At 72.4% G+C, this 12,135-nt stretch carries 12 protein-coding genes; 5 read left to right on the plus strand and 7 right to left on the minus strand.

What is annotated here, in order from left to right:
- Positions 1–22 precede the first annotated feature (22 nt).
- Positions 23–1,009, plus strand: coding sequence for a LacI family DNA-binding transcriptional regulator (locus ACI2K6_RS07845; RefSeq protein ID WP_404568359.1), 987 nt, complete (start codon positions 23–25; stop codon positions 1,007–1,009).
- 81 nt (positions 1,010–1,090) lie between these two features.
- Here ACI2K6_RS07845 and pip read toward each other — a convergent pair whose 3' ends face one another.
- Entirely contained in the window at positions 1,091–2,068 is a 978-nt protein-coding gene (pip, locus tag ACI2K6_RS07850) for a prolyl aminopeptidase (RefSeq protein WP_181574197.1), read from the minus strand.
- A gap of 40 nt (positions 2,069–2,108) precedes the next feature.
- A complete protein-coding gene (locus ACI2K6_RS07855) occupies positions 2,109–3,461 on the minus strand; it encodes an MFS transporter (protein WP_404568360.1) in 1,353 nt (450 codons plus the stop codon).
- 63 nt (positions 3,462–3,524) lie between these two features.
- Here ACI2K6_RS07855 and ACI2K6_RS07860 point away from each other — a divergent pair, with 63 nt between their 5' ends.
- The 4 genes from ACI2K6_RS07860 to ACI2K6_RS07875 all read left to right on the plus strand — a co-directional run bounded on the left by ACI2K6_RS07860 (position 3,525) and on the right by ACI2K6_RS07875 (position 7,403).
- Entirely contained in the window at positions 3,525–4,115 is a 591-nt protein-coding gene (locus ACI2K6_RS07860) for a CGNR zinc finger domain-containing protein (protein WP_282501901.1), read from the plus strand.
- Positions 4,116–4,179: 64 nt separating this feature from the next.
- The gene (locus tag ACI2K6_RS07865) at positions 4,180–5,184 is read left to right on the plus strand and encodes a malate dehydrogenase (RefSeq protein ID WP_404568361.1); all 1,005 of its coding nucleotides are present in this window, start codon (positions 4,180–4,182) and stop codon (positions 5,182–5,184) included.
- A 15-nt stretch (positions 5,185–5,199) separates the two neighbouring features.
- A complete protein-coding gene (locus tag ACI2K6_RS07870; protein ID WP_354451515.1) occupies positions 5,200–6,900 on the plus strand; it encodes a cation:proton antiporter in 1,701 nt (566 codons plus the stop codon).
- A gap of 77 nt (positions 6,901–6,977) precedes the next feature.
- On the plus strand, positions 6,978–7,403 hold the full coding sequence (locus ACI2K6_RS07875; protein WP_404568577.1) for a recombinase family protein: 426 nt from the start codon (positions 6,978–6,980) through the stop codon (positions 7,401–7,403).
- A gap of 6 nt (positions 7,404–7,409) precedes the next feature.
- Here the strand turns inward: ACI2K6_RS07875 and ACI2K6_RS07880 are convergent, their stop codons facing one another.
- From ACI2K6_RS07880 to ACI2K6_RS07900, 5 genes are read right to left on the minus strand one after another with little or no spacing between them, the layout of a single operon-like run.
- Positions 7,410–8,429 (minus strand): LacI family DNA-binding transcriptional regulator, encoded by a 1,020-nt coding sequence (locus ACI2K6_RS07880; protein ID WP_112615933.1) that lies wholly within the window; start codon positions 8,427–8,429, stop codon positions 7,410–7,412.
- Positions 8,430–8,441: 12 nt separating this feature from the next.
- Positions 8,442–9,284, minus strand: coding sequence for a hypothetical protein (locus ACI2K6_RS07885; RefSeq protein WP_282501896.1), 843 nt, complete (start codon positions 9,282–9,284; stop codon positions 8,442–8,444).
- Entirely contained in the window at positions 9,281–9,886 is a 606-nt protein-coding gene (locus tag ACI2K6_RS07890; protein ID WP_282501895.1) for a bifunctional 4-hydroxy-2-oxoglutarate aldolase/2-dehydro-3-deoxy-phosphogluconate aldolase, read from the minus strand. Before ACI2K6_RS07890 ends, ACI2K6_RS07885 begins: the two co-directional genes overlap by 4 nt.
- A complete protein-coding gene (locus ACI2K6_RS07895) occupies positions 9,883–10,830 on the minus strand; it encodes a sugar kinase (RefSeq protein WP_282501894.1) in 948 nt (315 codons plus the stop codon). Before ACI2K6_RS07895 ends, ACI2K6_RS07890 begins: the two co-directional genes overlap by 4 nt.
- On the minus strand, positions 10,827–12,119 hold the full coding sequence (locus ACI2K6_RS07900; protein ID WP_404568362.1) for a DUF4038 domain-containing protein: 1,293 nt from the start codon (positions 12,117–12,119) through the stop codon (positions 10,827–10,829). Before ACI2K6_RS07900 ends, ACI2K6_RS07895 begins: the two co-directional genes overlap by 4 nt.
- Positions 12,120–12,135: the final 16 nt, after the last annotated feature.

Genomic DNA, 12,135 nt, shown 5'->3' on the forward strand with positions numbered 1-12,135 from the left:
GCGGCGGGACGAAGGGGGCGCGGTGACGACACTCGCCGATGTCGCCGCGCATGCGGGTGTGTCGAAGTCGACGGCATCCCGGGCGCTCAGCCGCCCCGACCTCGTCGCCCCCGAGACGGTCGCGCGCGTGCGCGCCGCGGCCGAGACGCTCGGCTTCATCCCGAACCGCGCCGCCAGCCACCTCGCTCGCGGGCGCAGCGGCATCGTCGCCCTCGTCGTGCCGACGCTCGACAACGCCTTCTTCACGCCGATCATCGCGGGGGCTCAGGAGCGCGCCCGCGAGTCCGACCTGCAGCTCACGGTCGCCGTGCACCGGCTCGACGACGTCGACGGGCTCGACGAGCTCGAGCGCCTCGCCCGGCAGGTCGACGGCTGCATCCTCGTCGCACCGCGCGGCCCCGACGACATCGTCCGTGCCGCCGGCGCCTTCGGGCCGACGGTCCTCGTCGACCGTGAGATCGACGGCATGACCTCGATCGTGGCCGACACCGCGAGCGCGTTCGCCGAGCTCGCGACGCGCCTGGCCGACGCGGGGCACCGCGGAATCGTGTACCTCGGAGGTCCGGAGGGATCATGGCAGGACCGGCAGCGCTCGGCCGCGATCGAGTCCGCCGTCGGCGAGCGCGTCGAGCTGACCGCGCTCGGTCCCTTTCCGGCGACGTTCGCGGCGGGTGTCGCGACCGCCGACGCGGTCATCGACTCGGGCGCGACGGCGGCTGTGCCTTACGCGACATCCATCGGGCTCGGTCTCGTCTTCGCCCTCCGCGCTCGCGGCGTCGCCTCGCCCGGAGAGATCGTCGTCAGTGCGGAACGCCTGGTGGCCGAGGCGATCGGAGCCGACGACGTGCCCGCGATCGACGTCGACGGTGACGAGCTGGGCCGCGAAGCGATGGCCGCGCTCCTCCCGATGCTCGTCGCCCCCGGGTCCGGCCCGACCCGCCGTCGCCTCGACGTGTCGGTGCACTGGCCCGCGGCTCGACCCGCCGAGACCGCACTCTCCCCGCGATAACGCACCATCCGCGGTGCGCTCTCGCGGCGACGGTGCGTTCTCGGCGCCGGCGCGGCACCGGCGCGCGCGGCGCGGCGCGCGTCAGCGGGCGAAGCGGTCGGTCGCGGCGACGAGGGCGGCGGCGATGCCGGGCTCACCGGCCGAGTGGCCGGCGTCGTCGACCATGACGAACTCGGCCTCGGGCCAGGCCCGGTGCAGGTCCCATGCGGTCATCGGGGGCGTGCACGCGTCGTAGCGGCCCTGCACGATGACACCCGGGATGCCGCGGAGGCGGCCCGACGCGGCATCCTCGATCAGCTGCCCTTCACGCAGCCATCCGCCGTTGAGGAAGTAGTGGTTCTCGATCCGCGCGAACGCGGTCGCCGACTCCGCCTTCGTCATCCCGGCCACCAGCTCCGGGTCGGGACGCAGGGTCACGGTCGAGGCCTCCCAGCGCGTCCAGGCCTGGGCGGCGGGAACGTGCACCGCCGGATCGGGGTCGGTCAGCAGCCGGTGGTACGCCTCGATCAGTCGGCTCCGCTCGATGACCGGAACCGGGGCGAGGTAGTCCTCCCACAGGTCGGGGAACAGCGCTGCCGCCCCGCCCTCGTAGAACCACTCGAGCTCATGGCGCCGCAGCGTGAAGATCCCGCGCAGCACCAGCTCCGAGACGACATCCGGGTGCGACTGCGCGTAGGCGAGTGCGAGCGTCGAGCCCCACGAGCCGCCGAAGACCTGCCACCGGTCGATGCCGAGGTTGCGACGCAGCAGTTCGATGTCGGCGACGAGGTGCCACGTGGTGTTGTAGCGCAGGTCTGCGGCCGGATCGCTCGCGTGCGGCGTCGACTTCCCGCAGCCGCGCTGGTCGAACAGGATGATCCGGTAGGCCTCGGGGTCGAAGAAGCGGCGGTGCCAGGGCGAGGTTCCGCCGCCGGGGCCGCCGTGCAGGAACACGACCGGCTTGCCCTCGGGATTGCCCGACTGCTCCCAATAGACGCGCTGGCCGTCGCCGGCGAGCAGGAAGCCCGTCTCGTAGGGCTCGATCTCGGGATACAGGATGCCGGCCAGGGCGGCCGACACGCTCACCGTGCGGCTCCGCGGTCGCGTTCGTTCATGCGCTTTACCGTACCTGCGGCGCGTCGCCCATCACGTCGCCGCACGGAGACGAGCCGGGATGCGCCGCCTCGGGCCCTCCGTCCGAAACGCCGCTCGCGTCGACCAGCTCGCGGGGATCGCGGATCGAGCGCAGCGGCGACAGCACGACCCAGACGACCGTCAGCATGACGCCCGCACCCGCGATGGCCATCCCGGCCCGGGTGCCCACCAGCTCACCGAGCCCGCCGCCGATCGCCGCGCCGATCGCGACCACCCCGTACGAGACCCAGCGCATCGTCGCGTTCACGCGCCCGAGGACCTCGTCCGGCGTCCGCAGCTGACGCAACGTCACGGCGACGACACTCGACAGCGACGTGCCGGCTCCGTTCAGCGCGAACGCCGCGGCCAGCACCGCCACCAGCACCGTGGGCGACCAGGATGCGGGCACGAGCGGCAGCATCGACAGCGCGATGTTCTCCGCGACTGCGCATGCGATCAAGACCGACCCCGCCCCGAAGCGGCGCACCGCTGCCGGGGCACTCGCCGCGGCCGCCACGGCACCGACGGCACCGAGCCCGAAGATCAACCCGAGCTGCCCCGCATCCAGCCCGAGCTCGCGGACGGCGTGCACCGTGAACAGCACCGTGATCGCCTGAGCGAACAGGTTGTAGATGGCGGCGAATGCGACGAGGGCGATCAGGAAGCGATCTCGCCGCACGAAACGCAAGCCCTCGCGCAACTCCGACAGCGCACCGCGGCCGCTGGGGACGGGGCGGTGTTCCCGGGTGGAGATGCTCGTCAGGGCGAGTGCCGAGACGAGGTACGTGGCCGCGGGAGCGATGAGGGCCCAGGCGGCGGTCAGCGTCTGGACGAGCAGCCCCGCCATCCCGGGGCCGCCGATCTGAGCTACGGCGGCCGTCGCCTGCAGGCGACCGTTCGCGCGCTCGAGGTGAGACCGGCCCGCGACGGTGGGCAGATAGGACTGGTAGCTCACGTCGAACGCCACGGTGAAGGCGCCCAAGAGCAGGACAAGCCCGACGAGAGCGGGCAACGTCAGCACCCCGGCGACGGCGAGGCCGACGATCACGACCGTCAGGAAAGCTCGGGCGAGGTCCGCGACGATCAGGATGCGGCGGCGACGGGACCGATCGACGAGCACGCCGAGCGGCAGCGCGAGGAGCAGGAACGGCATCCATTTCGCCGCGCCCAGCAGCCCCACCTCGCCGGCGCTCGCCCCGAGCACCACGACGGCGAGCAGCGGGAGAGCGAGGTCGCCGACCTGCGCTCCGACAGAGGAGGCCCCCTGCGCGACCCAGAGACGGCGGAAGTCCGCGCCGAGACCGTCCGCGGAGTGTCTAATGGGTGCTCTGGCTTTCATGCGTTACACACTCTCAGCCCTGAACTAATGGCACAAGCTGACGACGAGCGTTAGCATTCATTCGTGGCGCAGTCCGACGCAGCGGCGTTCCCCCGGGTCGCGGGGCACCCCGCTCTCGATCTGGTCGACACGGTGCACTGGCGGCTCGACCCGCAACGCGCGATCGACACCCTCCGCGACTTCGACGACGTCGTGTCGTGGTGCCACCAGATGGATGTCGGCGCCGCGACGGGCGCCGCGAGAAGCGCACTGCCCCGGGCCGAATCGGACGTGGCGGCCCGGGAGCACCGCGCGGTCGTCGCGCTTCGCGAGGCGGTCTACGAAGCGGTGTTCCAGCATTCCTCGGCAGCCGCCGATCTCATCGCCCGCGAGCACGTCGACGCCCTCGCCCGCTCGTCGCTGAGCTTCGACGAGCCCGCCTCGGCGTGGGTGTGGGTGCCGCCCGCTGATCTCTCCGGACCGCGCGCGGCGGTGGCCATGAGCGCCCACGACCTGCTGACATCCGATCTCACCACCGCACGGCAGTGCGCCGACGACGCCTGCGGGTGGGTCTACCTCGACCGCTCGCCTCGACGCAATCGGATCTGGTGCACCGCCGCCGGGTGCGGCAACCGCAACCGTGTGGCCCGGCACCAGGCGAAGCAGAAGGGCTGACCGCGAGGTCGATTCTCCGGTCCGGCACCCCGTGCGGCCGCGACGGCGGGAATAGGCTCGGCACATGGACGCCACCACCGTCACCGTCACCGGCGCGGCCGGCCAGATCGGCTACGCCCTGCTGTTCCGCATCGCCTCCGGCGAGATGCTCGGCCCCGACCGGCCCGTGAATCTCCGCCTCCTCGAGATCCCCGACGGGGTCCGAGCCGCGGAGGGAACGGCGCTCGAGCTGCAGGACTGCGCGTTCCCGCTGCTGCGCTCGGTCGAGGTCACGGATGACGCGCGCACGGGGTTCGCGGGTGCCAACATCGCGATGCTCGTGGGTGCCCGGCCCCGATCGGCCGGCATGGAGCGCGGCGACCTGCTCGCCGCCAACGCGGGCATCTTCGGCCCGCAGGGCGCGGCCATCGCGGCATCCGCGGCATCCGACGTCCGCGTGCTGGTCGTGGGCAATCCCGCCAACACGAACGCGCTGATCGCGGCGTCGGCGGCCGAAGGCGTGCCGCCCGAGCGCTTCAGCGCCATGACCCGCCTCGATCACGAGCGCGCCGTCGCTCAGCTCGCCGCGCGGCTCGAGGTGCCCGTCAACGACATCGAGGGCGTGGTGATCTGGGGCAACCACTCCGCGACGCAGTTCCCCGACATCGCCTCCGCGACCGTCGCCGGGCGCCCCGTGGCCGACGCCCTCGCCGACCGGCTGGGCGGAACGGATGCCGCACGGGCCTGGCTCGACGACGAGTTCGTGCCTCGCGTCGCGAAGCGCGGCGCCGAGATCATCGCGGTGCGCGGGGCGTCATCTGCCGCATCGGCCGCCAACGCGGCACTGCGGCACGTGCGCGACGACGTGCTCGGCACCCACGGCCGGCGCACCTCGGCCGCCGTCGTCTCGCGCGGCGAGTACGGCGTGCCCGAGGGTCTGGTGTGCTCCTTCCCCGTCACGAGCGACGGCTCGGGTTATCGCGTCGTAACCGGGCTCGAACTCGACGAACGCGGCCGAACCCGGCTCGACGCATCGGTCGCCGAGCTCATCGACGAGCGCGACGCCGTCCGGGCCCTCGGCATCCTCTGACAGGCACCCGGACGCGTGGAACTGCTGCCCGGACTCATCCTCGGTGTTGTCGCGATCACCGTCTCGACCTCGCTGTCGAAACGTCTCGGTGTCGCGGGGCCGCTGATCCTCGTCGCGGTCGGACTGGCCGCGTCGTGGCTGCCGATCCTCGACGACTTCGAGGTCGACCCCGAGCTGATCCTCGTCGGCGTGCTGCCTCCCCTGCTCTATGCGGCGGCGGTGCGTCTGCCCGCGGTCGAGTTCCGGCGCGATCTGCCGTCGATCTCGGGGCTCGCCGTCGCGCTCGTCGTCATCAGCGCGCTCGCGATCGGCGGCTTCCTCACCCTCGTTCTGCCCCAGCTCGGGTTTCCGCTGGCGGTGGCGCTCGGGGCGGTGCTGAGCCCGAGCGACGCCGTCGCGACCTCGATCGTCAAGCGGCTCGGCATATCCCCGCGGGTCGTGACGATCCTCGAGGGTGAGAGCCTCATCAACGACGCCACCGCCCTCGTTCTGCTGCGCAGCGCGATCGCGGCGGTCGCCGGCGGGTTCGCATTCGCCGACACGGTCGGAACCTTCGTCTGGGGAATCGTCGCCGCCGTGATCGTGGGGGTCGTCGTCGGCGGACTGAACCTGCGCGTCCGGGCGCGCATGAACACGGTCGCCGCCACCGCCCTCGGATTCATCGTCCCGTTCGTGGCGTACCTGCCGACCGAGCACCTCGGCGGCTCGGGGCTCGTCGCCGCCGTCGCGGCGGGCATCACCACGGGTCAAGGTGCCGCACGACGCTTCACCGCCGAGCAGCGAGTCTCCGACGAGATCAACTGGCGCACGGTCGAGCTCGTCCTCGAGGGCGGGGTTTTCCTCGTGATGGGGCTCGAGCTGCGCGGCATCCTCGACGACAACTTCCGGCAGCAGAGCGGCCCCGGAAAGGCGATCCTGCTCGCCCTCGGCTCGCTCGCGATCCTGCTCGCCATCCGCGCCGTCTACGTCGCGGGGCTCATCTTCTTCCAGGGGCGTCGTGCACGCCTGCGCCAGCGCGACCGCCTCGAGCAGATCTCGGAGCGCCTCGACAGCCTGCCGCCTGATTTCGCCGGGCGCGGCCGCAATCCCGGGGCCACGCGCCGGCGTCTGGAGAGCATGCGCACCCGGGTGACCCGGGCGTTCAACGACCTCGACTACTACGAGGCGTCTCCGCTGGGCTGGAAGCACGGCACGATCATCGTGTGGGCCGGGATGCGCGGGGTCGTCACCCTCGCCGCGGCGCAGACCCTTCCCCGTGAGACCCCGGAGCGCGAGCTCCTCATCCTCACCGCGTTCCTGGTCGCCGTCATCAGCTTGCTCCTCCAGGGCCTCACGCTGCCGGCTCTGGTGCGGGCGCTTCGTATCCCGAGCAGCACCGCCGACAGCTCGCTGCTGCGCGAGGAGGAGGAAGCGCTCGACGCCGAGCTGCGCACCGCGGCGATCGACCGGCTGGCCGACCCGACACTCGCCGTCGAAGAAGGCGGCAAGTGGGACGCCCGGACGCTGACGATCGCGCGCCGCCGGCTGGAGCACGCGGCAGACGAGGACGCCGGCGCCCTCGCCCGCGAGCTGCAGCTGCTGCTCATCGGTGCGATGCGCGCGCGACTGCTCGAGCTGTCGAGCGAGGGCGCGTTCTCGTCCGAGGTGCTGCGCGAGTCGCAACGCCGGCTCGACTCGCAGCAGGTGAGCCTCGAGATGCGCCAGAACGACCTCTGACGCGAACTCGTGGTGGAAACCGTTCTCGCGTCGGCGACAATGAGAGGGTGAGCACCCCGACCGACGACGACCGGACCATGCGCCCGGCGGCGGACTACGCCGAGACGCGTACGATCGCGCTGCCCGACTCCCCCGTCGACGAGCTGCCCGACAGCTTCGCGGCCCTGCAGCCGAGCCCGGAGTGGTGGGCAGCCCGCCCTGCCGGCGCTCGCCTCGTCGGTCTGGTCGTCTCGCGCGACGACATGCCGAGCATCGTGGCGCAGCGCGACGCCCTGGCCCAGTTCGGCGTTCCGATCGAGGGCTTCCGGCATCCCGCCCCCGAGACCGGAGAAAGCTGGCAGGAGCGCCTGTCGCGACTGTTCGGCCATCTGACGGCGGGCGATGTCGTCGTGGTCTCGGACGTGCACGCGCTCGGCCGCGACGCCGACGAAGAGACCCGGACGATCGCCGAGCTGCGCCGACGTTCCGTGATCGTGAAGGTGCTCGGCTCGCGCCAGACCTGAGGCCGGTCAGGCAGTCAGCGACGCCGTCGACTCGCCCGCCACGAGGTCGCCGGCGATCCGGTGCAGGCCCGGCTCGTACGGCTGTCCGTCGATGACGTCGGCCAGGTGGGCGGCGGCCCGGGCGCCCAGGTCGGCGAGGCGGAAGTCGATCGTGGTCAGGCTCTCATCGTCCTGGCCCGTGAGGCCCGAGATGTTGTCCATCCCGGTGATGGCGACATCCTCCGGCACGCGGACACCGGCCTCGGCGAGCGCAGCGATCACCGCGCGGGCGATCGTGTCGTTGCCGCAGCAGACGGCGTCGAACCTCTCGCCCGACGCGATCAGCCGCTCGGCGGCCTCGCGACCCCAGCCCCGTGACCAATCGCCGCGCAGCACGAGCTCGGGCGCGAGGTCGGCGCCGGCGGCCGCGAGGGCCGCGGCGAGGCCGTCCGCGCGCTCGCGCGCCGAGTGGTCGTCGGCAGAGGCCGTGATGTGCGCTATGCGCCGACGACCGGAGGCGATGAGATGCTCGCCGGCGCGCTTCCCGGCGGCGTAGCCGTCGTGGACGAACGATGCGTCGGCGGCGTCGTCGGAGATGCCGTAGACGTAGACCACCGGCGCGGGGAACCCCGCGGTGACGGAGCGGATCTCCGACCCGGAGCCGTCGCCGACGACGAGCAGCCCGTCGATGCTGCGGGCGCGGAGCTTGCGGACCGTGGCTGCGAGCACTGTGCGGTCGAGATGCGAGTCGGTCACGAGAACCGACAGGTCACGCGTGCCGAGGGTCGTCGTGGCACCGGTGAGAACGGGCATCGTGAAGGCGCCCGGGGCGTTCATGGTGAGCACGCCCACGGTGGCGCTGCGCCCCTGGACGAGGAACTGGCCCAGCGCGTTGGGCTGGAAGTCGAGCCGCTCGGCAGCCTCGAAGATGCGCTCGCGCGTGGCATCCGACGCCTTGCCCTGTCCGCGCAGCACCTTCGACACGGTCGACACCGAGACGCCGGCGACAGCCGCAACGTCACGGAGGGAAATCGCTTTTCTCGCCATCTCGCTTCGAGTCTATGACGTCGCCCCCGGCGCCACATCGCCCGATCGGTCGACACGTAGCGAGACGACGGATTCCCGGCTCTCCCCGGGCTCGAGCTTCAGCGAGCCGAGCGCGTCTAGAGGTGTGCCGTACGGGTCGGCGGCCGGCTCGAGCCCGACGGCATCCATCGCACCCCACCACGGGAAGCCGGTGCTCCCCCGCTGTTCCTGCCACACGTAGAGTCGCGGCATCAGGCCCGCGTCCCAGGTCAGCGCGACCTCGACCCCGGCCTCGGGCGCGGTGATCGTCACGTCGCCCGCGGGCGCGGCGAGGTCGGTGAAGGATGCCGCGGGTGCCGGGTCGAGCGGCACGACGCGGTCGCCCGTACGCACCGTGGAGGAAGGACCGAACAGTTCGCCCGCGAACGCCGGGTGCTCGGCCCATCCGTAGCTCACCGGCTCACTGCCCACGTTCCGTACCGCGGTCTCGATCACGAGCATGTTCGCGCGCACCGACATCCACCGGTCGATCGCGAGCGGGACGGTGCGAAGGACGACCGACGCGCGGCAGGCGTTGCGGCTGCCGGTCAGGCGCCACGTGCGCCAGGCCGCTTCGCCGTGAAACGGCTGGGGCGGAGACGCCGTTGCCGGGCTGTCGCCCGCCCGCGGCAGCAGCAGATGCCACCCGCCGCGGTAGGCGCGATGCCACTGCGCGCTCGAGTCGGCCATGACGAAGGCGTCGACGGGGTCGTCGGCCCACGGCGTCGACGCGAGCAGCTCACGCTCAGTGGGCAGGTGGCGCAGCGACGAGATGCGAGCCCCGTCGGCCTCGACGACCGCGACGAGGTCGTCCGACCCGATCCGGAACCGGGTCACGACGTCCGCCGGAGCGACCCGACGAGCCTGCGCACGCGGTCGACGGGCTCGCGGAAGAGCCCGCCGCCGATCCCGACGGCGATCGCGCCCGCGGCGATCCAGTCGGCGGCGTCGTCGACGCCGATGCCGCCGGTCGGCATGATCCCGACGTCGGGCAGCACGTCTCGAACCGCGCGCAGGTGCCCGAGACCGCCGCTCGCGGCGGGGAAGAGCTTCGCCATGCCGCTCGTTGCGGCAGCGGCGCGGAGCTCCGTCGGGGTGAATCCGCCCGCGATGAATGCTGCTTCTCCGGCCGCCGCGCGTACGGCATCCTCGACGATCGTCGGCGACACCAGGAAGCGTGCCCCGGCATCCCGCGCCGCCTCAGCCTGGGCCACCGTCGTGACGGTTCCCGCACCCAGCAGGATGCGATCGAATGCGGTGTCACCGGCGATCTCCGCCAGCACGCGGTCCCACCCCGGGGTGGTCGTCGTGATCTCGAGCACCGGCAGCTCGGCGTCGACGGCGAAGTCGATCTGCCGACGCAGTTCCGCCTCCGACGGCGCCCGCAGCACGGCGACGACGGCAGCGGCGCGGAGCGCGGCGCGCACGTCCGCGGTCATCGTCCCGCCTCCGCGAGCTCGCGCCGGGCCGCTTCGAAGGCGTCGAGCTCGGCACGCCGCGGAAAGCCGTCGTGATCGCCGGGATCGGCCACGACCCGGGCCGCGCACCACGCGGCGATGGGCAACGCGACATCGACGGTGTCGCCGCGCAGCGTGCACGAGATCCACGCGGCGGCGAACGCGTCGCCTGCGCCGACGGGGTGCGTCGGCTCGGCGACGACGGAGGCCGGGGTGAAACGCCGACCGTCGGCGTCTCCGGCCAGCGCGCCGCGACCGCCGAGCTTGACCACGACGACGCGGGGGCCCCGGCGGGCGAGATCGTCGACGGCGGCTTCCGTCGAGGTGGTGCCGGTGAGGATGCGTGCCTCGTCCTCGTTGCAGAAGAACGTGTCGACGACGTCGATCCAGTCGTCGACGACCGCTCGGAGCTCGTCCTCCGACATCAGCTGGGGCCGGTGGTTGGCATCGAGCGAGATGGGGATGCCGCGCATCGACGCGTCGTGCAGGACGTTCTCGAACAGCCCCTTCGGGCCGGCACCGAGGGCCGGCGTGATGCACGTCGCGTGCAGCCAGTCGGCTCCGTCGAGCGCCGCTGCCGGAAGATCATCCGAGCGCAGCCGGCTCGCGGCGCTCGTGGCGCGGTAGTGCTCGGAGCGGATGTCGCCGTCGTCGAGGCGATGCTTGACGATCAGCCCTGTCTGCTCCCCCGGCGCCGCCACGACGAGATGATCGTCGATGCCCTCGGCCCGGAGTGTCTCGCGCACGAGCCCGGCAAAAGCGTCGTCGCCGAGCCGCGAGGCCCACGCGACGTCGTGCCCGAGCCGCGCGAGCCCGACCGCGGTGTTCAGCTCGGCACCCGCGACCGTCGCCCGGGTCAGAGTTCCCGCCTCGTCGACGGTCGCGGTGGCGAGCGCCTCGCCGAACGTCACGATCCGGGCGCTCATCGTTCGCCGCCGCTGCGAGCGGGGCGCAGCACGAACAGCGCGTCGCCGGTGAACTCGGGCTGCTCGAGCCGGATGCCGCCGTCCACCGCGGTCCATCGCGCGGCATCGGGTCGCCGTGCCGCCAGGTCGCGGACGGTGACCTCCAGGCCGGCAGCCTCGACGTCGCCGAGAACGAGGGTGAGCGCGAAGGGGGTGGGCGCGTAAACGGCGATCGTGCCGTCGGGAGCGCGCCCGGTGACGGCCCCGGAGGGCTCGGCGACGAGCAGATCGGGAGCCGCATCGAGTCCCCACAGCCGTTCCGCGTCGACGACCCGGCGGAGGTACGCGACATCGTCGGCGCCGGGGAACGCCGCGGCGACCGAGAAGGGGAAGGGCGCCCCGTGCACGTCTTCGGCTGAGAATCCCTCGCCGCGACGATGCCACGACCAGACGCCGTGCGCGCCGTACCCCAGGCCTGCGGCAGCGCCCGAGACGACGCCGGTCCAGCTGGCGCGACGGACGTCGGCGGCCGAGTGCCGCGCGGCGCCGCGGAAACGCCCGAGTCCCTCGTAGCAGGGCTCGAGGTTGATGATCGGTCGAGCGACATCGAGCGCGCGGTAGTAGTGGGTCAGGTCGGCAGGCAACGTGTCCCAGGCCTCGTTGTGTCCCGACTGCAGCGCATGGAAGTCGACGAGTTCGCTGTCGGCCAGCGGCTGCGGCATCCTCGCGGTCGGAGTGTCGTGCCACGTGACCAGCTGGCCGGGTGCGACCTCGCGCAGCAGCGCCGCCACCGAGCTGTACCGCTCGAGTGCGACGTCGTCGTCGAGGTCGTCGTCGCCCGACACGATCCAGATCGGATCGAAGCGGCGGAACCTCGCGACCGTTTCGCGCACGTAGGTCTCGGTCTGGTCCGCGCTGAGCACGTGCTCGGGCGTGAGGCGGGAGCCCCACGTACCCGGGACGAAGTTGTTCCACAGGAGCACGAGCATCGGCGTGAAGCCGCGCTCGCGAGCCTGCTCGAGCAGCCGCTCGGCCTCGGTCCAGTAGTCCGGATCACCGGCGCCGAAATCGACGGCACCGTCGCGCAGCGCGTACGGCGACCGGGTGCCCGTCGATCGGTCGTGCTCGATGGGCAGGACGCTGATCAGCAGGGCGTTGAAGCCCTGACGCCGGCGGAGTTCGAGATGGTCGAGCCATTCGTTCTCGGTGGGCCCGCCGAAGGCCGCCCAGACGGTGTCGGCCAGGAGGAACGTCGGTTCGCCGCCGTGCAGCAGCCAGCGCCCCGAGGGCGCGATCGACCAGGTGGTCATGGATCTCTTTCGGGTT

The sequence above is a fragment of the Microbacterium sp. NPDC006705 genome, from assembly GCF_044903545.1.
Classification (GTDB): domain Bacteria; phylum Actinomycetota; class Actinomycetes; order Actinomycetales; family Microbacteriaceae; genus Microbacterium; species Microbacterium plantarum.

Bases quoted from the DNA above. Each gene is read 5' to 3' on its own strand.
- ACI2K6_RS07890 (WP_282501895.1), bottom strand. From the start codon at position 9,886: ATGACCGCGGACGTGCGCGCCGCGCTCCGCGCCGCTGCCGTCGTCGCC.
- ACI2K6_RS07875 (WP_404568577.1), top strand. From the start codon at position 6,978: ATGCGCCCGGCGGCGGACTACGCCGAGACGCGTACGATCGCGCTGCCC.
- ACI2K6_RS07865 (WP_404568361.1), top strand. From the start codon at position 4,180: ATGGACGCCACCACCGTCACCGTCACCGGCGCGGCCGGCCAGATCGGC.
- ACI2K6_RS07895 (WP_282501894.1), bottom strand. From the start codon at position 10,830: ATGAGCGCCCGGATCGTGACGTTCGGCGAGGCGCTCGCCACCGCGACC.
- ACI2K6_RS07900 (WP_404568362.1), bottom strand. From the start codon at position 12,119: ATGACCACCTGGTCGATCGCGCCCTCGGGGCGCTGGCTGCTGCACGGC.
- ACI2K6_RS07855 (WP_404568360.1), bottom strand. From the start codon at position 3,461: ATGAAAGCCAGAGCACCCATTAGACACTCCGCGGACGGTCTCGGCGCG.
- ACI2K6_RS07880 (WP_112615933.1), bottom strand. From the start codon at position 8,429: ATGGCGAGAAAAGCGATTTCCCTCCGTGACGTTGCGGCTGTCGCCGGC.